This is a genomic window from Planotetraspora sp. A-T 1434 (genome assembly GCF_025420585.1).
Taxonomy (GTDB): Bacteria; Actinomycetota; Actinomycetes; order Streptosporangiales; family Streptosporangiaceae; genus JAOEGB01.
In genome coordinates this window covers 159209-181419 of sequence record NZ_JAOEGB010000003.1, presented here as the reverse complement: position 1 = coordinate 181419, position 22211 = coordinate 159209, and the positions used below count along the sequence as shown (strand labels likewise).

At 70.5% G+C, this 22211-nt stretch carries 20 protein-coding genes and 1 riboswitch; of the genes, 17 read left to right on the top strand and 3 right to left on the bottom strand.

Features of this window, described 5'->3' with window-relative positions:
* Nucleotides 1-284: 284 nt before the first annotated feature.
* From N5079_RS06035 to N5079_RS06015, 5 genes are all read left to right on the top strand, one after another.
* Nucleotides 285-1895 carry an ABC-F family ATP-binding cassette domain-containing protein gene (locus N5079_RS06035; RefSeq protein WP_261582490.1) on the top strand — a complete coding sequence of 537 codons (1611 nt, stop codon included), beginning with the start codon at nt 285-287 and terminating at the stop codon, nt 1893-1895.
* A 153-nt stretch (nt 1896-2048) separates the two neighbouring features.
* Nucleotides 2049-2825 carry a hypothetical protein gene (locus N5079_RS06030; RefSeq protein ID WP_261582489.1) on the top strand — a complete coding sequence of 259 codons (777 nt, stop codon included), beginning with the start codon at nt 2049-2051 and terminating at the stop codon, nt 2823-2825.
* A 113-nt stretch (nt 2826-2938) separates the two neighbouring features.
* Nucleotides 2939-4036: an NAD(P)H-binding protein gene (locus tag N5079_RS06025; protein WP_261582488.1), complete on the top strand. Its 1098-nt coding sequence runs from the start codon at nt 2939-2941 to the stop codon at nt 4034-4036.
* 331 nt (nt 4037-4367) lie between these two features.
* On the top strand, nt 4368-6362 hold the full coding sequence (locus N5079_RS06020) for a hypothetical protein (protein ID WP_261582487.1): 1995 nt from the start codon (nt 4368-4370) through the stop codon (nt 6360-6362).
* 151 nt (nt 6363-6513) lie between these two features.
* The gene (locus tag N5079_RS06015; RefSeq protein ID WP_261582486.1) at nt 6514-7668 is read left to right on the top strand and encodes a C40 family peptidase; all 1155 of its coding nucleotides are present in this window, start codon (nt 6514-6516) and stop codon (nt 7666-7668) included.
* A gap of 1 nt (nt 7669) precedes the next feature.
* Here N5079_RS06015 and N5079_RS06010 read toward each other — a convergent pair whose 3' ends face one another.
* Nucleotides 7670-8158, bottom strand: a complete 489-nt coding sequence (locus tag N5079_RS06010; RefSeq protein WP_261582485.1) for an inorganic diphosphatase — start codon at nt 8156-8158, stop codon at nt 7670-7672.
* 87 nt (nt 8159-8245) lie between these two features.
* On the opposite strand from N5079_RS06010, the gene dacB reads away from it, so the two are divergent.
* The 11 genes from dacB (at nt 8246) to N5079_RS05955 (ending at nt 18127) form a co-directional block, all read left to right on the top strand.
* Nucleotides 8246-9640, top strand: coding sequence for a D-alanyl-D-alanine carboxypeptidase/D-alanyl-D-alanine-endopeptidase (gene dacB / locus N5079_RS06005; protein WP_261582483.1), 1395 nt, complete (start codon nt 8246-8248; stop codon nt 9638-9640).
* Nucleotides 9641-9778: 138 nt separating this feature from the next.
* The gene (locus tag N5079_RS06000) at nt 9779-10849 is read left to right on the top strand and encodes a zinc-dependent metalloprotease (RefSeq protein ID WP_261582481.1); all 1071 of its coding nucleotides are present in this window, start codon (nt 9779-9781) and stop codon (nt 10847-10849) included.
* A 28-nt stretch (nt 10850-10877) separates the two neighbouring features.
* Nucleotides 10878-11867, top strand: a complete 990-nt coding sequence (tilS, locus tag N5079_RS05995; RefSeq protein ID WP_261582478.1) for a tRNA lysidine(34) synthetase TilS — start codon at nt 10878-10880, stop codon at nt 11865-11867.
* 12 nt (nt 11868-11879) lie between these two features.
* Nucleotides 11880-12437 (top strand): hypoxanthine phosphoribosyltransferase, encoded by a 558-nt coding sequence (gene hpt, locus N5079_RS05990; protein WP_261582476.1) that lies wholly within the window; start codon nt 11880-11882, stop codon nt 12435-12437.
* Between the two features lie 267 nt (nt 12438-12704).
* Complete coding sequence (ftsH, locus tag N5079_RS05985; RefSeq protein WP_261582475.1) at nt 12705-14705, top strand: ATP-dependent zinc metalloprotease FtsH; 2001 nt, start codon at nt 12705-12707, stop codon at nt 14703-14705.
* Nucleotides 14706-14707: 2 nt separating this feature from the next.
* Nucleotides 14708-15295 (top strand): GTP cyclohydrolase I FolE, encoded by a 588-nt coding sequence (gene folE / locus N5079_RS05980; protein ID WP_261582473.1) that lies wholly within the window; start codon nt 14708-14710, stop codon nt 15293-15295.
* 185 nt (nt 15296-15480) lie between these two features.
* Nucleotides 15481-16368, top strand: coding sequence for a dihydropteroate synthase (gene folP / locus N5079_RS05975; protein ID WP_261582471.1), 888 nt, complete (start codon nt 15481-15483; stop codon nt 16366-16368).
* Entirely contained in the window at nt 16365-16790 is a 426-nt protein-coding gene (locus tag N5079_RS05970; RefSeq protein WP_261582469.1) for a nuclear transport factor 2 family protein, read from the top strand. Before folP ends, N5079_RS05970 begins: the two co-directional genes overlap by 4 nt.
* The gene (gene folB, locus N5079_RS05965) at nt 16787-17167 is read left to right on the top strand and encodes a dihydroneopterin aldolase (RefSeq protein WP_261582468.1); all 381 of its coding nucleotides are present in this window, start codon (nt 16787-16789) and stop codon (nt 17165-17167) included. Before N5079_RS05970 ends, folB begins: the two co-directional genes overlap by 4 nt.
* Nucleotides 17164-17664: a 2-amino-4-hydroxy-6-hydroxymethyldihydropteridine diphosphokinase gene (gene folK / locus N5079_RS05960; protein ID WP_261582467.1), complete on the top strand. Its 501-nt coding sequence runs from the start codon at nt 17164-17166 to the stop codon at nt 17662-17664. The genes folB and folK overlap by 4 nt, the downstream gene beginning before the upstream one ends.
* A gap of 13 nt (nt 17665-17677) precedes the next feature.
* Entirely contained in the window at nt 17678-18127 is a 450-nt protein-coding gene (locus tag N5079_RS05955) for a DUF3180 domain-containing protein (RefSeq protein WP_261582466.1), read from the top strand.
* Nucleotides 18128-18136: 9 nt separating this feature from the next.
* On the opposite strand, the gene N5079_RS05950 is transcribed toward N5079_RS05955, so the two are convergent.
* Together N5079_RS05950 and N5079_RS05945 are read right to left on the bottom strand one after the other, a co-directional pair.
* On the bottom strand, nt 18137-19318 hold the full coding sequence (locus N5079_RS05950) for an NADH-quinone oxidoreductase subunit D (RefSeq protein ID WP_261582465.1): 1182 nt from the start codon (nt 19316-19318) through the stop codon (nt 18137-18139).
* Between the two features lie 56 nt (nt 19319-19374).
* Nucleotides 19375-20586: an aminotransferase class V-fold PLP-dependent enzyme gene (locus tag N5079_RS05945; protein ID WP_261582637.1), complete on the bottom strand. Its 1212-nt coding sequence runs from the start codon at nt 20584-20586 to the stop codon at nt 19375-19377.
* Between the two features lie 160 nt (nt 20587-20746).
* Nucleotides 20747-20862: riboswitch (SAM riboswitch) on the bottom strand.
* A gap of 144 nt (nt 20863-21006) precedes the next feature.
* On the opposite strand from N5079_RS05945, the gene N5079_RS05940 reads away from it, so the two are divergent.
* The gene (locus tag N5079_RS05940; protein WP_261582464.1) at nt 21007-22206 is read left to right on the top strand and encodes a cytochrome P450; all 1200 of its coding nucleotides are present in this window, start codon (nt 21007-21009) and stop codon (nt 22204-22206) included.
* The last annotated feature ends 5 nt before the right edge of the window (nt 22207-22211 follow it).

The following is a 22211-nucleotide window of genomic DNA, read 5'->3' as shown; positions in this document are numbered from 1 at the left end:
CGGGTCACACGGGAGCGGTCCTGCCATCGACTGCCATGCCGCTGATCGTTAGTCACGATGCCTTTCTACTAGCGATGACCCTCACTGCGTCTGCGACTAGCCTGGATCATGCTGCTGGTCGACAGCGGCGGCATTGCCGGACCTTCCACCGGCTATTCCAGCACCCCGCAAGAGTGCGGGGACCTCATCCTGATCGGCTGCCGAGGCGCGGCCCCAGAGGCAGAAATCCGCGTGCTGATACGAGAAGAAGCTGGATACCCTCCCCAGGGACCTTGGGAGGGCACATGCCACATGTGGAGATCGCGCACCTTACTTATGTGCTGCCTGACGGCAGGCCGTTGCTGAACGACGTCTCGTTCCGGATCGGCGAGGGTGTCAAGGCGGCCCTGGTCGGGCCCAACGGGGCGGGCAAGACCACCTTGATGCGCTTGATCTCGGGCGACCTCCAGCCGGTCGAGGGTTCGGTGGCACACTCGGGCGGTCTCGGGGTGATGCGGCAGTTCATCGGCAGCATCCGCGACAGCCGTACCGTCCAGGATCTGCTGATCAGCGTCGCGCCGCAGCGCGTGCGGGAGGCGGCGGGGCGGCTGCACGACGCCGAACTGGCGATGATGGAGCGCGACGACGAGAAGACCCAGATGCGCTACGCCCAGGCGATCACCGACTATACGGACGCGGGCGGCTACGACATCGAGGTGCTCTGGGACACCTGCACGATGGCCGCCCTGGGCGCGCCGTACGACAACGTGAAATATCGCGAGGTCAACACGCTCTCGGGCGGTGAGCAGAAGAGGCTCGTCCTGGAGGCGCTGCTGCGCGGCCCGGACCAGACCCTGCTGCTCGACGAGCCCGACAACTATCTCGACGTGCCCGGCAAGCTCTGGCTCGAACAGGCCCTCCGGGAGACGCCCAAGACCGTAGTGCTGGTCTCGCACGACAGGCAGTTGCTCGCCAACGCCGCCGACAGGATCGTCACCGTCGAGTCCGGAAATATCTGGGTTCACGGTGGCGGCTTCGCGACGTACGCGGAGGCCCGCAAGGAGCGCAACGAGCGGCTCGACGAGCTCCGCCGCCGCTGGGACGAGGAGCACGCCAAGCTCAAGCGCCTGGTCGTCATGCTCAAGCAGAAGGCCACGTACAACGACGGCATGGCCCCCGCCTACCACGCGGCCCAGACGCGGCTGCGCAGGTTCGAGGAGGCCGGGCCGCCGGAGGTCGCCCCGAAGGACCAGCTCATCAGCATGCGCCTGCGTGGCGGCCGCACCGGCAAACGTGCCGTGATCTGCGAGAATCTCGAGCTCACCGGACTGATGAAGCCCTTCGACCTGGAGGTCTGGTACGGCGAGCGCGTCGCCGTCCTGGGCTCGAACGGGTCGGGGAAGTCCCACTTCCTGCGGCTGATCGCGGGCGAGACCATCCGGCACACCGGTACGGCGAAGCTCGGTGCTCGGGTCGTCCCCGGGCATTTCGCCCAGACCCATGCGCGGCCCGAGCTCCATAAGCGGACGCCGTGCGAGATCGTCATGACCGAGCACGCCCGGCTGAAGAACGAGGCGATGAAGGCCCTGGCCCGATACGAGCTGGCGGGGAGCATCGCCGAGCAGCGGTTCGAGACGCTGTCGGGCGGCCAGCAGGCGCGGCTGCAGATCCTCCTGCTGGAGCTGTCCGGCGCCACCCTGCTGCTGCTCGACGAGCCCACCGACAACCTCGACCTGGCCAGCGCCGAGGCGTTGCAGGAGGGCCTGGACGCCTTCGCCGGCACCGTGCTGGCGGTCACCCACGACCGCTGGTTCGCGGCCGACTTCGATCGCTATCTGGTCTTCGGGGCGGATGGGCGGGTCTATGAGGCGCCGGAACCCGTCTGGGACGAGGCCCGGGTAACGCGCCAACGATAAAGCCGTATAAATGGCTAAAAAGCCGCTCACGCAATGAACGGATTCTGATCGGGCAAAAGGTGGGCGGTTAAAAAGCCGGTACGAGTTGCGCGTGTCCCGGGGCTCGGCGCCCTATTCAGGGGTTATGACGGCTAAGTGACGCGACGTAGCCGAATGACGATCGCACTCGCCCTCGCCGGACTGGTGACCGCGGCGTGCGCAAGCGAAGACAATCAGGCGGACCTCCGGCCCCTCGCCCTGAAGGAGCAGACCTCCTCGGTCGTGAAGTCGGGCGCCGGCTATGTGGTGAACTGGGCGGGCGTGCTGGGGAACGCCAACCGCTACCACTTCGGTGAGAACGCGGTCGCTGTGATCAGCGCCGTGGACGCGGGCGGCAAGGAGGTCGTCCACCTGGAGCAGCCGCTCGACGCGGTCCCTCCGGGCGGGAGGCTGCCCTTCTCCGGTCAGGCGCTATCCAGCGTCAAACCGGTCCGCGTGAAGATCGACTATCGGCGCGCCAGCTGGCGCATGGCGACCCGGGTGCCGTCGGCCTACCTGGAGTTCCCGGTGTCGGACGTCACGACGGAACGGCTGCCGACCGGCTCCTACCTCGTCACGGGTTACGTCCTCGACCCCTTCATGAAAGCGGCGACCAGTCTCGCGGTCACCGCCCTCCTCCGCGACGCCGCGGGCAAGCTCCTCGGTGGCGGCACGGCCTACGCCGACAACGTCCGCGCCAACGACAGGCGGCGCTTCGTCGTCACTGTGGAGGGCGTCAGCGGGGGCGCCGTTGCCAGAACCGACGTGCTGGCGACGGCCTGGGGCGCCACGGCCAAGCCGTACGAGGAGCTGGCGCTCGCCGGGGCCGCCCCGATCCACACGGTGATGCCGACGACCGAACCGTTCGCCAAGGACCGCGGCTATCAGGCGATCAACGATCGGCGGCAGTGATCCGGAACGGCGAGACGATCGGCGACGGTGAGTGGTCTGGCGACGTTGCGATGTCCGATATCGGCGCCGACCCGCTGTGGATCTTGAAATCCAAGGCAGGTTACCGTAACGGCATGACGACCCCCAGGATCGTGCTCTTCGGAGCCACCGGGTTCACCGGCGCGCTCATCGCCGAGGCCCTGCTCGCCCGCGGGGCCCGGCCGCTGCTCGCGGGCCGCGACCAGGCCAAGCTCGACGCGCTCGCCAGGTCGTTGCAGGCCGAGGTGCCCACGGCCGTCGCCGATGTGAGCCGTCCGGAGTCCGTGGGCCGGATCGTCGGCCCGGGAGACGTGCTGATCTCCGCCGTGGGCCCGTTCGTCCGATGGGGTGAGGCGGCGGTCACCGCCGCGACAGACGCGGGCGCCGTCTACCTCGACACAACGGGTGAGCCGACGTTCATCAAGCGGGTCTTCCAGCGGTACGGCCCGCCCGCGGCGGCCGCCGGAGCCGCCCTGCTCACCGCCTTCGGGTACGACTACGTGCCGGGCAACCTGGCCGCCGCCCTGGCCCTGCGGAAGGCCGGGTCCGAGGCGGTGCGCGTGGATGTGGGATATTTCGTCAACGGCAACATCGCCAGGCGCGCCAGCTCCGGCACCTGGGCGTCCGCCCTGGGCATCCTCCTCGACCCGATGTACGGCTTCCGCCAGGGCCGCATCGTCCGCGAGAACGGCCGGACCCGCCAGTTCCACGTGGGCGGCCGCCGCCGCCACGGCATCTCGGTGGGTGCCTCGGAGCACTTCACCCTGCCGCCGGCCCACCCCGGGCTGCGCGAGGTCAACGTCTATCTCGGCTGGCTCGGCGGGCTGACCAGGGCCGCCGGAGTGCTCGCGAGGGCCACTCCGGTGCTCGCCGCCGTGCCGGGGGCGAAGCGGGTCACCGAGGCGATGGCCGACCGGGTGCTCCGCGCGGGGAACCGGCCGCAGGCCGCCGACCCGGGCATCTCCTCTCAGATCGTCGCCGAGGCCTATGACGCGAGAGGGCGCCTCCTCGCCTCGGCCCACCTCGAGGGGGGAGACCCCTACGACTTCACCGCCCGCGTCATCGCCTGGGGAGCGGTCACCGCGCTGGCCGGCGTGCGCGGGAAGGGCGCACTGGGGCCGGTCGACGCCTTCGGGCTGGAGGCGCTCACCCAGGGGTGCGCCGAGGCCGGACTCGTCGTCCGCGAGAAGTAATGCGGTCGACGGGCGCCGGTCCGATGATGGGCTGCGCCGATGATGGGGCTGCGCCCTATTAGACGCCCCGGAGCTCCGGCGAGCCCTCGCCGTGTCCCGGTCCTCTCGGGGTCTGAGCAGGCACCGGACGAGTGCGCTGGAAATCTATATCGATCTATCTAGATTTATCTTTATAAAACGCTCCTATTACCAGCAAGCCCGGCCAAATTGGGCGAACTGTGCTCAGTGCGGGAAAGTTCCGAGAGCTGGACCCTGAATGCCGTCGATGGCGTTATGCCGCTTCGGCGGAATCGGTGGAGCTTTCGGTTACCAGGCATTTACTCTTGGTTACATGAATGATGGCGTCCTGGTTGACGCGTTGCGGGCCCGCGAGCCGGGAGCTCTGGCCGCGCTCTATGACACGTATGCCGAGAGCGTCTATCGATACTGCCGTGCCGTCCTCGGCGGCCCGGACGGCGCCCAGGTCGCGCTGCGCGACACGCTGGTCGCGGCAGAGGCCCTGGTCGGCGCGCTGGCCGATCCCGAGAGGTTCAGAGTCTGGCTGTACGCCCTCGCCCACGGCGAATGCCTGCGCCGCGGCAGGCCCGGAGAGTCATCGCCGGTGGACACCGAGCTGGCCCTCGCCGCCGTGCCGCCGCTCGCCGACCCCGCGGACGCCGAGATGCGGACCGTCGCCTGGAACGCCGTGGCGGCCCTGGCCCCGGAGGACCGCGAGGTCCTGGAGCTGACCACCCGGCATGGGATCTCCGGAGCGGATCTGGGGGCGGTGCTCGGCACCGGGCAGCGTTACGCGGAGGCGCTGAACGACGCCGCGATCGAACGGCTCCGCGACGCCATCACCGTCGAGATCCTCGCCCGGCGGGAACCGAACGAATGCGACCGGTTGGCCAAGATCCTCGCTGGGTTCTCCGGCGAGCTCACGCCCGAGGCGCGCGAGCGGGTGGCAAGGCATCTCACGCGTTGCGAGACGTGCTCACGTCACCGGGTCAGGCAGGTCTCCCAGGCCAAGGTCTTCGCCCTGCTGCCCGAGGTGATCCTCCCCGACACCCTGCGGGTCAGGGTGCTGAGCTGCTTCATCGACCCCGAGCTCGTCCCCTACCGGCGATATGTCGCGAAGCGGGTCGGGCCGCTCGACGCCTCCGGCTTCCCCAGGGTGGGCGCCGGGATGGACGGCCGGCTGGCGCAGGCCGTCGCGGGGGCGGTCGCCGCCGTCGCGGCCGTCGCCACGGTGGCGCTCGTGTTCGCCCAACTGGCCGGTGGGCCGGGGGAGCGGGTCACCCGCTTCACCTCGGAAGGGCTGCCGACCGCCAGCGAGGCTCCTCGCGTCCCGGCGCCGACGACGGCCAGGCCCGGCGAGAGGCTTCTCGAGCCGGTCGCCGACCACTCGCCCATGGGCCGGATCGACTCACGGCAGCTCGCGGAGCCTCTCTTCCCCGCCCGGCCCCTCCTCCTGCCCACCCCGGCGCCCGTTCCCCCGCGGCCGAGGCCGCCCCGGCCGTACGGCCCGCCGCCCCGGCCCTCGCAGCCTTCCGCCCAGCCGTCGGTTCACCCCTCGACCCACCCGACGACTCACCCGACGAGCCAGCCGTCCACCCACCCGACCCAGCCCTCCGGTTCCGAGCCGCCGCCGTCCCAGATGCCCACGGGGACTCCCACCGGGCCCACCCCCACGGATGGGCCCCCGCCAGGATGGCCGGGCCCGGGCCCGTGGCCACCGCACGACCATGAGCACGAGCACGACCACGACCACGACCATGAGCACGAGCACGACCACGACCACGACCATGAGCACGAGCACGAGCACGGCCACGACCACCAGCACCATCCCCGGCCGCGGCGTGAGTGTCCCGACAGGCCGACACCGGCTCCGCCTCCCACTCAGTCGCCGGCTTCGCCTCCCACTCAGACCCCGCAGCGGCAACCCGAGCCCCCGCAAGGCGCGGCGGCCGACCAGTCGCAGGGGCGGCCCGCCCGGTGGGGCGCTCACTTCCAGCGGCCATGGACCAGGTCGGCGCATGCGCGGCCATGGGACAGGCCCGGCGATCGATCGTCAGGGGACAGGCCGGGGAGCGGTGATCCGTGGTCAGGCGATGCGCCGGGTAACCCGCAGCGGAGAGGCGAGTCGGGGCGCCGCGATCGGGGGTGGAGCGGCGCCCCGGGAGACGGCTCCAGAACCGCGGGCCGGCGGTCGGGGGATGCGCCGGGCGATCGGCCTCCGGCTGGTCCACCGCCCACCGAGGCGGCCGCAGCCCGCAGGAACGACCCCGCCGACTCCGCGGGCGACCCCGCCGCGCAGCCGTCCCCGACGACCTCCGGCACCACCTGACCGGAGGCCATGCCGATCCGACGGTGGACCTCCCGGCTTTCTCGTACATGCCGGGCGATCTACCCCATAGCAGAATTACTGTCCATGTCTTCAATGTGTACGGAGAGTAGTCAACGGGAAGTGAGGGGAGTGGAGTTAGGGAAGGGGTAGCATGCCACTCCTCAGAGCATCGGGCCTGGTCGCCGGACTGGGGTCGGGAATCGTCCTGACCCTTTGGAGCCCGGCCGGCGCGGAGCCGAGACCGTCGCCGCAGGACGTCGCCGAGGCCCGCCAGCAGGCCCAGGACCGGGCGCATGAGCTTGGCAAGGCGGAGGCGGACCTCGCCGTCGCCCAGGCCCGCCAGGACGACCTCACCGCCGACGCGGAGCGGCTCGTCGAGGCGTACAACGGCGAGCTGGTGAAGCTTGACGCCGCTCGGAACGACTACGAGCAGGCGGTCCTCCGGCTGCGCCAGGCGGCGGACGACTACCAGCAGGTGCGCGCCACGGTGGCGGCGCAGGCGGCCGAGGACTACGACCAGCTCGACCTGTCCGTGTCAGGTGCGGCCATGCTCTCGGACTCCGGCGATGTCGGGGGCTTCCTGCAGCGGGCCAGCCTGTTGAGCCAGCTGAGCAGCGAACAGGCCGCCACGCTGGAGCAGCTTCGCGACACCCAGCGCGTCTACGCGATCTTGCGCACTCAAGCCGCGCAGGCCTATGCCGACCAGCTCAAGACAGCCGAGCAGGTACGGCTGGCCAGGGACGCCGCCAGGCTGGCGGTCGACCGGCAGATCAAGGAGACCGAGCAGATCAGCAAGGAGAAGACCGCGATCTCGCGGCGCCTCGACGCCGCCAGATCGCGGGTCGAACGGCTGCGCCGCGCCCGCGACGAGACCCGAAAACAGAGGGCCGGCCGCCGGGGGAGCTTCGCCGTACCGTCATGGGCGGGAGGGCTGGCCTCCGGCAGGGGCGGCCGCGCGGCCCAGTGGGCGCTCAAGCAGCTCGGCAAGCCGTACGTATGGGCGGCGGACGGGCCCTCCGGCTACGACTGCTCGGGCTTGACCATGCGGGCCTGGCAGCGGGCGGGCATCTCCCTCGACCACTGGACCGGCACACAGTGGAACTCGGGGCCGCACGTGCCACTGAAGGACCTGCGAAGCGGCGACCTCGTGTTCTACGGGCGGCTGAGCCGCAATCCCGGCACCATCCACCACGTCGGGATCTACATCGGCCGGGGGTTGATGGTCCACGCCCCCCAGACGGGGGACGTGGTCCGTATTTCGAGCATCTGGAGGCACGACCTCGTCGGCGCCACCCGGCCGGTGTAGCTCAGTGCTCCTCTTGCTCGTGCCGCTTGATCGACGCCACGATCTCGGCCTCGGCCTCGACCCGCCCGACCCAGTCGGCGCCCTCGACCGACTTGCCGGGCTCCAGGTCCTTGTAGACCTCGAAGAAGTGCTGGATCTCCAGCCGGTCGAACTCGGCGACGTGGTGGATGTCGCGGATGTGCTCCATGCGGGGGTCCGTGGCCGGCACGCAGAGGACCTTGTCGTCGCCGCCCTTCTCGTCGGTCATCCGGAACATTCCGACCGCGCGGCACTTGATCAGGCATCCGGGGAAGGTCGGCTCCTGCAGCAGCACGAGCGCGTCGAGAGGATCTCCGTCCTCGCCCAGGGTGTTCTCGATGAACCCGTAGTCGGCGGGGTACTGAGTTGACGTGAAAAGCAGGCGGTCAAGGCGGATGCGGCCAGTCTTGTGGTCCACTTCGTACTTGTTCCGTTGCCCCTTGGGAATCTCCACGACAACGTCGAACTCCACTGCGGTTCCTCCGCTCACGCCCCCGGCTTCCCGGGCTGGCGTTAATGTCTCGTAAACGTGTTTCGGCCTGGCGCGAAGTGAGGTCTCGTGGTGCGACGTGAGCGGTGGGTGGTGGTGGCCACGCTCGCCCTGCTGCAGATCTTCGTCGTCGTCGCGGGCCTCTATTGGATCACCCATGACGTCGCCCAGATGCCGATTCCGATCGCGTCTCCGGAACCGGCCCCTACCCCCCTGATCACCGCGGGTCCGGTTCTGGCCGCGGCAGGGGACGGGGCTCTCCCCGCCAAGGGTACTTTGACGGCTCAGCTCGGTGGCCCCATGGGTGACCCGGCGCTGGGGAAGAGCGTCGCCGGGGTCGTGCTCGACGCCCGGACGGGCGGCGTGCTGTTCGACGGCCGCGCGTCGACGGCGCTCAAGCCCGCCTCGACCACCAAGGTCGTCACCGCCGTCGCCGTGCTGGGCTCGGCCGGGCCGGACGCCCGCCTGGCCACCACGGTCGTCCAGGGCGCGACCCCCGGCTCGATCATCCTCGTGGGCGGCGGAGACCCGACCCTCGCCGGGCCGAAGACCGCCGAGGACGCCAAGTGGTCGAAGAACGCCGTCTACCCCCGCCCGGCGTCGCTGACCCAGCTCGCCCTCCGCACGGCCAGGTCCCTGAAAGCGGCGAAAATCACCTCGGTCGACCTGTCGTACGACGCCTCGCTGTTCGGCGGGCCGGTGACCGGACCGGGGTGGAAGCCGACGTACATCCCGGAGGGAAGCGTCGCCCCGGTCGCCGCGCTGACCATGGACGAGGGCCGCGCCGCCGACGGGGCGCGGTTCTCCGACCCGCCGCGCGCCACGGCCGAGGCCTTCGTCCCCTTGCTCCGCAAGTACGGCATCAAGGTCGGCGAGGACGTCAAACCGGGCAACGCCCCGGCGGGCGCCCGGGAGCTGGCGAGGGTCGAGTCTCCGCCGGTGTACGCGCTGGTCGAGCGGATGCTGACGCTCAGCGACAACGATCTCGCGGAGGCGCTCGCCCGCCAGGTCGCCATCAAGGAGGGACTCCCGCACACCTTCGAGGGGGAGGCCAAGGCGGTCCACCGGGTCCTGACCCGTCTCGGCGTGGACCAAGGGGTCGAGGTCTACGACGGCAGCGGCCTCTCCACGAGGAACCGCATCACCCCTACCGCCCTCGCCGGCCTGCTCGCCGCGGCCTCCTCTCCCTCGAACCCGAGCCTCCACTCGCTGATCAGCGGCCTGCCCGTCGCCGGGTTCACCGGCACGCTGCACAACAGGTACGGCAGGGCGGACTCGGAGGCGGGGGCAGGAGTGATCCGCGCCAAGACGGGCACGCTGACCGGCGTGAACACTCTGGCGGGCATCGTCTACACGGCCGACGGCCGGCTGCTGACCTTCGCCTTCATGGCCGACGACGTGGCCAACCCGCCGGGGGCGATAGCCGTGCTGGACAAGATGGCGGCGATCGTCGCCCGCAGCTGACCCCCCCCACATCTTGTGCGTGATCATGTACAGATTCCGCGCCATGCCGTACGGCACGGCGAGGAATCTGTGCATGATCACGCGAGAGGCGGGAGGGGTGGCGCGCGAGCTGGGCGCCGAGCACGTACGGTGGTGAGTATGCAGGTGATCGACTGGGATCTGGCCGTCGCGACCGGAGTTCGTCTTGTGCGCCCCGGGCCACAGGTGAGCCGTGAGGAGGCCAGGCAGGCGGTCGCCGACCTTCGGCAGCTCTCGCGGGAGGCCGAGGGGCACGTGCGGGAGTTCACCCGCATCGACTCGGCTCCGCCGGAGGCCGCCACCGTCGTGGACCGGCCCGGCTGGATCCGCGCCAACGTCGACGGCTTCCGCGTGGTGCTGGAGCCGCTGACCGACAAGATGTCGAACATGCCGGCGATCGTCAGCGCCGTCGGATCGCGCATCACCGGCGTCGAGGTGGGCGCGGTGCTGGCGTTCCTCGCGTCGCGGGTGCTCGGGCAGTACGAACTGTTCCTCCCGCCGGACCCCGACGGGACCGCGCCGATCGGCCGGCTGACGCTCGTCGCGCCCAACATCGTGCACGCGGAGCGCGAGCTCGGCGTGAACCCGCGCGACTTCCGGCTCTGGGTCTGCCTGCACGAGGAGACCCACCGGGTGCAGTTCACCGGAGTGCCCTGGCTGCGGGAGTACGTCCGGGGCCAGATGACCGAGTTCCTCCTCGCCTCCGACATGGACCTCGCGACCCTGCTGGAGCGCCTCCGCGCCGCCTCGGACGCGGTCGCCGACGCCTTCAAGGGCGGCGACGGCAACCTGATCGAGGCCATCCAGACCCCGGAGCAGAAGGCCGTCCTCGATCGGGTCACCGCCGTGATGACCCTGGTCGAGGGGCACGGCGACTACGTCATGGACGCGGTCGGGCCGTCCGTCGTGCCGTCGGTCGCCGACATCCGGTCGAAGTTCCAGCGCCGGAGGGAGGGCGGCTCGCGGGTCGACCAGCTCATCCGGCGCCTGCTCGGCATCGACCTCAAGATGAAGCAGTACGCCGAGGGCTCGCAATTCGTCCGCACGGTCGTGGAGGAGGCCGGGATGGACGGCTTCAACCGGGTCTGGACGTCTCCCGACTCGCTCCCGAGCCGTGACGAGATCGCCGACCCGCACGCCTGGATGGGCCGCGTCCTCGGCACTCAGGCGCTCAACCCCCCTGACGCCTGATCACGCGCAGGCCCGACACAATGGCCCCATGGGCCCGCATCCCGCCGTCGCCGACGTCCGCCGTGCCGTACGGCTGACGCTCGCGGATCTCGCGCCCGGCGACCTCGTCCTCGTCGCCTGCAGCGGAGGGGCCGACTCGCTGGCCCTGGCCGCGGCGCTGGGCTTCTCCGCGCCCAGGATGGGCCTGCGGGCCGGGCTGCTCACCGTCGACCACGGCCTCCAGGAGGGCTCCGCCGCGCGTGCCCTCGATGTCGTACGGCTCGCCCCCACGCTGGGCCTGGATCCCGCCGAGGCCCTGACGGTGACGGTCGGCAGGGCGGGTGGTCCCGAGGCCGCCGCCCGCGACGCCCGTTACGCGGCTCTCTCCGCGGCGGCCGACGCCCACAAAGCGGCGGCCGTGCTGCTGGGGCACACGCTGAACGACCAGGCCGAGACCGTGCTCCTGCGCCTGGCGCGGGGCAGCGGCAGCAGATCACTCGCGGGCATGCCGGAAATTTCCGGCATCTACCGGAGGCCGCTTCTCGGCGTGAGCCGTACGCGGACGAGGGATGCCTGCGCCGCGCTCGGCCTGCGGCCGTGGGACGACCCGCACAACGTGGACCCTGCCTACACCAGGGTCAGGGTCCGGCACGACGTGCTTCCAGCCCTGGAGGCGGCCCTGGGCCCGGGGGTCGCCGAGGCGCTCGCCCGTACGGCACGGCTCTGCCGGGACGACGCGGACGCCCTCGACGAGTGGGCCGCCGCCGTCCACGCCAAATCCCTGGGGCCCGAGGGGGAGCTGACGGTGGCCGTCCTGGAGGAGGTGCCCGCGGCCGTGCGGCGGCGGGTGATCCAGCGGGCGGCCGTGGCGGCCGGCGCGCCGGCGTCCGCGCTCGCCGCCGTGCACATCGACGAGGTGGAACGCCTGGTCACCGAGTGGCGGGGCCAGAAGGCGGTGCACCTACCCGGGGGGGTGGGAGCGGTCCGCCGCTATGGCACGCTGTACTTCGTCGCCAATCTCGGCGTCGCCGATTTGTAAGGAAAAGCCCAGGTGGATGCAGCGGACATGGGTGAGGACCTCTCCAGCGTCCTCATTCCGGAAGAAGAGCTCCAGACCAAGATCAAAGAGCTCGCCGGCCAGATCGACGCGGACTACGCCGGGAAGGAGCTGCTGATCGTCGGCGTGCTGAAGGGCGCCGTGATGGTCATGGCCGACCTCGCGCGCGCGCTGCACGTCCCGGTGCAGATGGACTGGATGGCCGTCTCGTCCTACGGCGCGGGCACCAAGTCGTCCGGCGTGGTGCGCGTCCTCAAGGACCTCGACACCGACATCGCGGGCCGCCACGTGCTGGTGGTCGAGGACATCATCGACTCCGGGCTGACCCTTTCCTGGCTGATGAACAACCTGAAGTCGCGCAACCCCGCATCGGTCGAGATCTGCACGCTCCTCCGCAAGCCGGACGCGGTGAAGGTGCCCATCGAGGTGCGGTATGTGGGATTCGACATTCCGAACGAGTTCGTGATCGGCTTCGGCCTCGATTACTCCGAGCGGTACCGTAACCTGCCGTTCATCGGGACCCTCTCCCCGCACGTCTACGGCGGGGAGTAAGCCCTTAGCGAAGTGCTCTTCCTCTCGCGCGTTATTTGCTCCCAGGTCGGGGAACACGGGAATGCCTGACGTACGTTGGAAGGGCGAAGCCGGAGCCGCTCGGGCAGTTAACGCACGCGGCGGCCCGGTGTACCTTCGGATATCCGTGGGGTGCCAAACGGTTACCCGCGGGTAGACGAAGAAGCGGCAAGGGATGCCGCGACCCCGGGTCACACCGGGGCCAGGCCTTGGTCAGGAAGGGACGGGCCCGCCGGGGTTCCGCAACGGATGGATCTCAAGCGATTTACACGTGGGCCACTGCTGTGGATCCTGGGCATCGTCGTGCTTCTCCTGCTCGTGACCACGATGTTCAGCGGCGACGGCAACTACACCACCGCCGACACCTCGACGGTCGTCCAGCAGATCGAGCAGCACAACGTCAAGAACGCGACCGTGGTCGACAAGGACCAGCGGGTCGAGGTCACCCTCCTCAAGCCGATCGAGGTCGCCGGTAAGACGACCGACCGCATCCAGGCACCCTGGGTCGAGGGTCAGGGCGTGCTGCTGACGCAGCTGCTGAAGACGGCCAACCCCCCGAAGGGCTGGACCGCCGAGGTGCCCAGGGAGAACTTCCTGGTCAGCCTGCTGGTTAGCTTCCTGCCGATCATCATCATCGTCCTGATCTTCCTGTTCATCATGAACCAGATGCAGGGCGGCGGCTCCCGGGTCATGAACTTCGGCAAGTCCCGGGCCAAGCTGATCACCAAGGACACCCCGAAGACGACGTTCGCCGACGTGGCGGGGGCCGACGAGGCCATCGAGGAGCTCCAGGAGATCAAGGAGTTCCTGCAGGCCCCGGCCAAGTTCCAGGCGATCGGCGCCAAGATCCCCAAGGGCGTCCTGCTGTACGGCCCGCCCGGAACCGGTAAGACACTGCTCGCCAGGGCGGTCGCCGGTGAGGCCGGGGTGCCGTTCTACTCGATCTCCGGTTCCGACTTCGTCGAGATGTTCGTCGGTGTCGGCGCCTCCCGCGTCCGCGACCTGTTCGAGCAGGCCAAGGCGAACGCTCCGGCGATCATCTTCATCGACGAGATCGACGCCGTCGGCCGGCACCGCGGCGCTGGTCTCGGCGGCGGCCACGACGAGCGCGAGCAGACGCTGAACCAGCTCCTCGTCGAGATGGACGGCTTCGATGTGAAGGGCGGCGTGATCCTGATCGCCGCGACCAACCGGCCCGACATCCTCGACCCGGCGCTGCTGCGTCCCGGCCGCTTCGACCGTCAGGTCGTCATCGACCGGCCCGACCTGGAGGGCCGCAAGGGCATCCTCCGGGTCCACGGGCGCGGCAAGCCGTTCGCTCCCGACGTCGACCTCGACGTGATCGCCCGCCGGACCCCCGGCTTCACCGGCGCGGACCTGGCCAACGTGATCAACGAGGCGGCCCTCCTGACCGCCCGGCAGGACCAGAAGCTCATCACGATGAACACCCTCGAGGAGTCCATCGACCGCGTGATGGCGGGTCCGGAGCGCAAGTCGCGGGTCATGTCGGACCAGGAGAAGAAGATCATCGCCTACCACGAGGGCGGTCACGCCCTGGTGGCCCACGCGCTGCCCAACTCCGACCCGGTCCACAAGATCACGATCCTGTCCCGGGGCCGCGCGCTCGGTTACACGATGACGCTGCCGATGGAGGACAAGTTCCTGGCGACCCGGTCGGAGATGAACGACCAGCTCGCCATGCTGCTCGGCGGCCGCACCGCTGAGGAGCTCGTCTTCCACGAGCCCACCACGGGCGCGTCCAACGACATCGAGAAGGCCACCTCGATCGCCCGCCGCATGGTCACCGAATACGGCATGAGCGAGAAACTCGGCGCCCGCAAGTTCGGCAGCGGCAACGGCGAGGTGTTCCTGGGCCGCGAGATGGGCCACGAGCGGGACTACTCCGAGCAGATCGCGTCGACGATCGACGAGGAGGTCCGCCGCCTCATCGAGTCGGCGCACGACCAGGCGTGGGAGATCCTCGTCCAGTACCGCGACGTGCTGGACAACCTCGTCCTGGAGCTCATGGAGAAGGAGACGCTCTCCCGGGAGCAGGTCCTGCAGATCTTCTCCCCGGTGGTCACCAAGGAGAAGCGCCCCTCCTACGCGGGGTACGGCAAGCGGCTCCCGTCCGACCGTCCTCCGGTGATCACGCCGAAGGAGAGGGCGAACGGGAACGGCTCGGCGCTGCCCGCCGGAGGCCCGGCTCCGTGGGTCAACGACCAGGCGCCACAGCGGGATGAGGCCTGACGGTGGCGCTCCCACCTTCGCAGCAGTTCGATCACGCCCGGATCGAGAAGGCCATTCGCGAGATCCTTATCGCGATCGGCGAGGATCCGGAGCGTGACGGGCTGCGGGACACCCCGGCCCGCGTGGCCCGGTCCTTCGCCGAGCAGTTCGCCGGGCTCGGGCAGCAGCCGGAGGACGCGCTGACCACGATGTTCGACGCCGACCACGACGAGATGGTGCTGGTGAAGGACATCGAGGTCATGTCCATGTGCGAGCATCACCTGCTGCCGTTCCACGGCGTCGCCCACATCGGCTACACGCCCAACGAGAAGGGGCAGATCACCGGCCTGTCCAAGCTGGCCAGGCTGGTGGACGTCTACGCCCGCCGCCCCCAGGTGCAGGAGCGGATGACGTCGCAGATCGCCGACGGGCTGATGCGGGTGCTCGAACCACGTGGCGTGATCGTGGTGATCGAGGCCGAGCACATGTGCATGACCATGCGCGGCGTCCGTAAGCCCGGAGCCAAGACGATCACCTCGGCCGTCCGGGGCGACTTCCGTACGAGCGAGGCGACCCGGGCCGAGGCCATGTCGCTCATCCTGCGCGGCTGACGGTCTCGCCCCTCGTGCCGCGCGACCTTGCCGCCTTCACCGTGCCCGGCCGGCCCGGCCGGCCCGTCCTCCCGGGCGAATCTTGCCGGGTGCGGCACTAGGCTTGACTACGCAAGCGAAGCGAGTGAGCGAATAGATACGGAGACCGCGGTCATTCGCCGACGAGCCGCAGGCGAGGAGGAAGGATGACCACACGACGCGTGCCGGGCATGCCCGACCCCGGGCGCTGCCTCGTCATGGGCGTGGTCAACGTGACGCCTGACTCGTTCTCCGACGGCGGCGAGTGGTTCGACGTCGACACCGCGATCAGGCACGGCCTCGACCTGGTCGGCGAGGGCGCCGACATCGTGGACGTCGGCGGAGAGTCGACCCGCCCGGGGGCCGCCAGGGTCTCGCTGGAAGAGGAACTGCGCCGCGTCGAGCCGGTGATCCGCGCCCTCGCCCAGGAGGGCGTGACGGTCAGCGTGGACACCATGCGGGCGGAGGTCGCCGAGGCGGCCGTCGAGGCCGGCGCGAAGCTCGTCAACGACGTGAGCGGCGGCCTGGCCGACCCGGCGATGCCGCGCGTGGTGGCCGCGACCGGCGTGCCGTACGTCGTGATGCACTGGCGGGGGCACAGCCGCGACATGGACAGCCGGGCGATCTACGCTGACGTCGTGACCGAGGTGGCCGAGGAGCTGCGCAAGCGGGTCGACTCGGTGCTGGCCGAGGGTGTCAGCGAGGAGCAGATCGTGCTCGACCCCGGGCTGGGCTTCTCCAAGAAGCCGCAGCACAACTGGGCTCTGCTGGCCGGCATCGGCCGGCTGACCGAGCTCGGCCACCCTCTGATCATCGGGGCGTCCAGGAAGCGCTTCCTGGGGCGCCTGCTGGCGGACGCCGAGGGGACCCCGCGGCCCTTCAGCGGCAGCGACGACGCGACCCTGGCGGTCACCGCGCTGGCCGCGAGGGCGGGCGCGTGGTGCGTGCGGGTGCACCAGGTCGGGCCCAACGCCGACGCCGTGCGGGTCGCGGCCGCGTGGCGGGCAGCCGATGAAGGACATGCCGGACAGAACGCCGATGAGGGACGCCGATGAAGGTCATTGAGGAGCTCAACCAGGCGTTCTACAACGCGATCGAGAGCGCCGACCTCGACAAGATGTCGGAGATCTGGATCGAGGACGTCGCCGACCGGGTGGCCATGTGCGTCCACCCGGGCTGGCCGATGCTGAGCGGGCGGTCAGAGGTGCTCCGCTCGTGGGCGCTGATCATGGCGAACACGCCGTACATCCAGTTCGTGCTGACCGATGTGCAGACCATGGTCCTGGGCGACGTGGCGGTTCTCACCTGCGCGGAGAACATCCTGACGGCGGCCGACACCGACGAGCCGGGCTTCGCGGCGGGCCGGGTGGTCGCGACGAACACGTTCGTGCGGACCCCGGCGGGCTGGCGGCTCTGGCTCTACCACGGCTCTCCCGTGCTGCAGAGCGACGACGACGACGAGGAAGACGAGTCGTGACCGGGCGCGGAAGGCGCGCCGACACCGTGCGGCTCGCCGGCCTGCGGGCCCGGGGGCGGCACGGCTGCCTTCCGGCCGAGCGCGAGCTGGGCCAGGAGTTCGTCGTTGACGTCACGCTGTTCCTGGACACCGCCCCGGCCGCCGCTGGTGACGACCTGACGAAGACGGTCGACTACGGCGCGCTCGCCGTCGAACTGGTGAAGGTCGTCGAGGGTGAGCCGGTCAATCTGATCGAGACCCTCGCCGACCGGCTGGCGTCCGTCTGCCTGGCCTATCACCTGGTCGAGGAGGCGGAGGTCAGCGTGCACAAACCGGCGGCGCCCATCCCGCTGCCGTTCGACGACGTGGTGGTGACGATCAGGAGGGGTCGCGCATGAGGGTCGTGCTCGCGCTCGGCAGCAACCTTGGCCGCCGGATCGACTACCTCCAGGGAGCGGTCGACGCCCTCTTCGACGCGCCGGGGCTGTCCTTCGTGGCGGTGTCGCCGGTGTACGAGACCGATCCCGTTGGCGGCCCCGAGCAGGATCCGTACCTCAACGCCGTGGTCATCGGCGAGGGCATGCAGGACCCGCGCTCGCTCCTCGACCGGGCGCACAACATCGAGAACGCCTTCGGCCGCACGCGCGCGGAGCGCTGGGGCCCGAGGACGCTCGACGTCGATCTGATCATGGTGGGCAACCTCCTGTCGGACGACCCGGAGCTCACCCTGCCGCATCCCCGGGCGCATGAGCGGGCGTTCGTGCTGGTCCCGTGGGCGCAGGCCGACCCGGCCGCGGTCCTCCCCGGGCGCGGGTCCGTCGCGGCCCTGCTGGCCGATCTCGACCAGAGCGGTGTACGGCTCCGCCGCGACCTCGCCCTGGAACCCCCGGCCTGACGAGGAGCCCCCTGTGAAGCCCAGCAATCCCGGCGTGCTCGTCGGCCTGGTCGTCGTGTTCGCGCTCGCCACGTGGGGCCTGCTGCAGCAGACCTACTCCGCGCTGCCGACCGTCCCCTGGACGGCGATCCCGACCGTGCTGCTGCTCGCGATCGGCGAGGCGTACACGGGCTGGCTGACCCGCGCGCGGATCCTCCGCAAACCCGACACCAAGCCGGTCGAGCCGCTGGCCGTCGCCCGCCTGGCGGCCCTCGCGAAGGCCACGGCGTACGCGGGGGCGGTCTTCGGCGGGGTGTTCGCCGGGTTCGTGCTGCACGTGCTCAACCTGCTCGACCTGCCGAAGCCGCGCCAGGACGCGCTGATCGCGGGCGGCTCGTTCGTGTCCTGCGTGGCCCTGATCTGCGCCGCGCTGTTCCTGGAGTACTGCTGCCGGGTGCCGGGCAAGCCGGAAGACGAGGACTGAGTCCTCCTATCACTTGTCGATGTCGCCGACCACGAAGAACATCGAGCCGAGGATCGCCACCATGTCCGACACGAGGTTCCCCGGCAGCAGTTCGCGCAGCACCTGCACGTTGTTGAACGACGCGCTGCGCAGCTTGAGCCGCCACGGGGTCTTCTCGCCCCTCGACACCAGGTAGTAGCCGTTCAGGCCGAGCGGGCTCTCGGTCCAGGCGTAGGTGTGGCCCTCGGGCGCTTTCAAGATCTTGGGCAGCCGCTGGTTGATCGGCCCCGGTGGGAGCTGCCGTAGCCGGTCCACGCAGGCGTCCGCGAGGTCGAGGGAGACCTTCACCTGCTCCAGCAGCACCTGGAAGCGGGCGTTGCAGTCGCCCGCCGACCGGGTGACGACCTTGACGGGCAGCTCGCCGTACGCCAGGTAGGGCTCGTCGCGCCGCAGGTCGAGGTCGACCCCGGACGCCCGCGCGATCGGGCCGCTCACGCCATACTGCATGATCGTCTCTCGGTCGAGCACGCCGACGCCCCTGGTGCGGGCGAGGAAGATCTCGTTGCCGGAGACGAGGTCATCGATGTCCGGGAGGCGCCGTCGCACGTCGGCCACGGCCCCGGCCGCGCGGTCGAGCCAGCCGAGCGGGAGGTCCTCCTTCAGCCCGCCCACGCGGTTGAACATGTAGTGCATGCGGCCGCCGGAGATCTCCTCCATGACGTGCTGCAGCGTCTCCCGCTCGCGGAAGGCGTAGAAGACCGGGGTGATCGCGCCGAGCTCCAGCGGATAGGAGCCGAGGAACATGAGGTGGTTGAGCACCCGGTTGAGCTCCGCGAGCAGAGTCCGCGCCCAGACCGCCCGCTGGGGGACCTCCATCCCGAGCATGCGTTCCACCGCGAGGACGACGCCGAGCTCGTTGGCGAACGCCGACAGCCAGTCGTGCCGGTTGGCCAGCACGATGATCTGCCGGTAGTCGCGCACCTCGAACAGCTTCTCCGCGCCGCGGTGCATGTAGCCGATGACGGGCTCGGCCTTGATGATCCGCTCGCCGTCCAGCGTGAGGCGCAGCCGCAGCACGCCATGGGTGGACGGGTGCTGCGGGCCGATGTTGAGGATCATGTCCTCGGTGGCCAGCTCCCGCGCCTCGACGGCCGCCGCCCCCGCGCCGATCCCGGCGACGCGTTCCCGGATGAGGCCCTCCTCTTCGGTCATACCGCCATGCTCCCACGCCCATACGGCACGGCGAAGAGCCTGGAACGGGTGGCCGTTCAGGAGGCGGCGAGGCGCTTCAGGGCGGCGATCAGGCGGTCGACGTGCTCCTCGGTCGAGCCGATGCCGATCGAGGCCCGCACCGCGCTGGCCGTGTCGTCGTCGCAGCCGCCGTCAGGTGTGCCGAGGAGGTGGCGGACGAACGGGTGCGCGCAGAACTTGCCGTCCCGGACGCCGATGCCGTGCTCCGACGACAGCTCCTCGGCGACCTCGCGGGCGGACCGGCCGTCCACCACGAACGACACGATGCCGACCCTCGGGTGGTCGGGCCCCCACAGCGACAGCTCCCGGACTCCCTCGATCCCGGCGAGCCCGGCGCGCAGGCGGGCCAGCAGCCGCTCCTCCTCGCGGACGAGAACCGTCCAGCCGGTGGCGCTGAGGGCGTCGCAGGCCGCGGCGAGCGCGATCGCGCCGAGCACGTTGGGGGTGCCGGCCTCGTGCCGCGCCTCCGGGTCCTCGCTCCACTCGGTCGTCTCCGCGACGGCCTTCACCGCGCCGCCACCGCGGAGGTACGGCGAGGCCTGCGCGAGCCAGTCCGGCCGGCCGATCAGGGCGCCCGCGCCGAAGGGGGCGTAGAGCTTGTGCCCGGAGAAGGCGACGTAGTCGAGGTCGAGCGCGGTCAGGTTCAGCCGCCGGTGGGGCACGAGCTGCGCGGCGTCGACCGCGATCCTGGCGCCGTGCCGGTGGGCGATGTGAGCCAGCCCCGCGATGGGCCAGAGCTCGCCCGTGACGTTGGACGCGGCGGTGACGACCAGCAGCGCGGGGCCGTCGACGGCGGCCAGCGCCTCGTCGGCCGCCCGGATCGCCTCGCCGGGGAAGGCGGGCGGCGCGAGCCGCACGGCATCGGACCAGGGCAGGAGCGAGGCGTGGTGCTCGGTGTCGAAGACCACGACGGTGGTGCCGTCGGGGAGGCTGCGGGCCAGCAGGTTCATCGCGTCGGTGGTGTTGCGGGTGAAGATCAGCGCGTCGTCCGGACGGGCGCCGGCGAAGGCCCGCACGGTGTGCCTCGCCTGCTCGTATCTGGCGGTCGTGAGCTGCGAGGCGTACCCGGCTCCCCGGTGGACGCTCGAGTAGGCCGGGAGCGCCGCGGCGACGGCGGCGTTCACCGGCTCCAGACAGGGGGCGCTGGCCGCGTAGTCGAGGTTCGCGTACGGCACGAGCCTGCCGCCCTTCACCGGCACCTGGAGGTCCGCGCCGAGCACCGCGGGGATCCGGCGGCCGGTGGAAAGGCCGGTGGAAAGGCCTCGGGAAGGGTCGGTGGAAAGGCCTCGGGAAGGGTCGGTGGAAACGGCGGAACGGGCGAGAACGGAAAGTGGGGACAACGCCTGCCTCCTCGGGTCATGGGACCCCGGCCATGGCGTCGTACGGCGGAGCCCGCGCTTGCCCGGCGCACCTCACGCCGGACCTGGTCCTCACCCGGGGCACCCCGCCGCGAGCGCGAGGGTTGCCGGCCAGCTAGCCGGGGCTTGACGCTGGCACTCATGACCTGATCGGCACTATAACCGGACGCCCCCTGCCCATGGCAAACCCGCAGGTGGAGGCCGGTGGGTAGGCGCGATTACCAAAATCGGGCCGGGAAGGTGGCAGCTGGCTCCGTGCGACCATCGGCCTGCCGTACGTATGGTTGCTTTGTGCAGTTTGACCCTTGGAATCCCGAGTTCGTCGCTCACCCGTACGACGTCTACCGCGAGCTGCGGGACAACGCCCCGGTGAGCTTCTTCGAGCCGACCGGCCAGTGGCTGATCGCCCGCCACGCCGACGTCAACGCGCTGCTGCGGGACCGGCGGCTGGGCCGGTCCTACCTCCACGTGGCCTCGCACGAGGCGTTCGGCCGGGAGCCCGAGCCGGAGTTCCAGGAGCCGTTCTGGCGGGTGATCCGCGCGGGAATGCTCGACGTGGAGCCGCCGGTCCATACCCGGCTGCGCCGCCTGGTCTCCAAGGCGTTCACGCCCCGGATGGTCGAGTCGCTCCGCCCCCGGGTCCGGAAGATCGCAACCGAGCTGGCCGAGGGGCTCGCGGAGCGGGGCGGCGGCGACCTCCTCGCGGAGGTGGCCGAGCCCCTTCCGGTGACGGTGATCGCCGAGATGCTCGGCGTGCCCGAGGCCGACCGGCACCTGCTGCGGCCCTGGTCGGCGGACATCTGCGGGATGTACGAGCTCAACCCCTCCCTGGACGTCCAGCACACCGCCGTGCGGGCGGCGTCGGAGTTCGGCGATTATCTCCGCGAGCTGGCCAGGGCGCGCAGGGACCAGCCGGGAGACGACCTCATTTCCGCCCTCGCCCAGGTGGCCGACGAAGGCGACCGCCTGACCGAGGACGAGCTGATCGGCACCTGCGTGCTGCTGCTCAACGCCGGGCACGAGGCCACGGTCAACGTCACCGGCAACGGCTGGTGGTCCCTCTTCCGCAACCCCGCCGAGCTGGACAGGCTCCGCGCCGACCCCGGCCTGCTGCCCACGGCCGTGGAGGAGCTGCTGCGGTGGGACACGCCGCTGCAGATGTTCGAGCGCTGGGTGCTCGAGGACATCGAGGTCGGCGGTGTGACGATCCCCAAGGGCGTCGAGATCGCGCTGCTCTTCGGCTCGGCCAACCGGGATCCCGAGGTCTTCCCCGACCCTGACCGCCTCGACGTCGGGCGGGCGGACAATCCGCACATCTCGTTCGGCGCGGGCATTCACTTCTGCCTGGGCGCGCCGCTGGCCCGGGTGGAGCTGGCCGAGTCGTTCGGCGCGCTGCTGAAGGCCGCCCCGGCGATGGAGCTCGCCGAGGAGCCGGTCTGGAAGCCCGGCTACATCATCCGCGGCCTGGAGTCGCTGAAGGTCACGGTCTAGCTGTT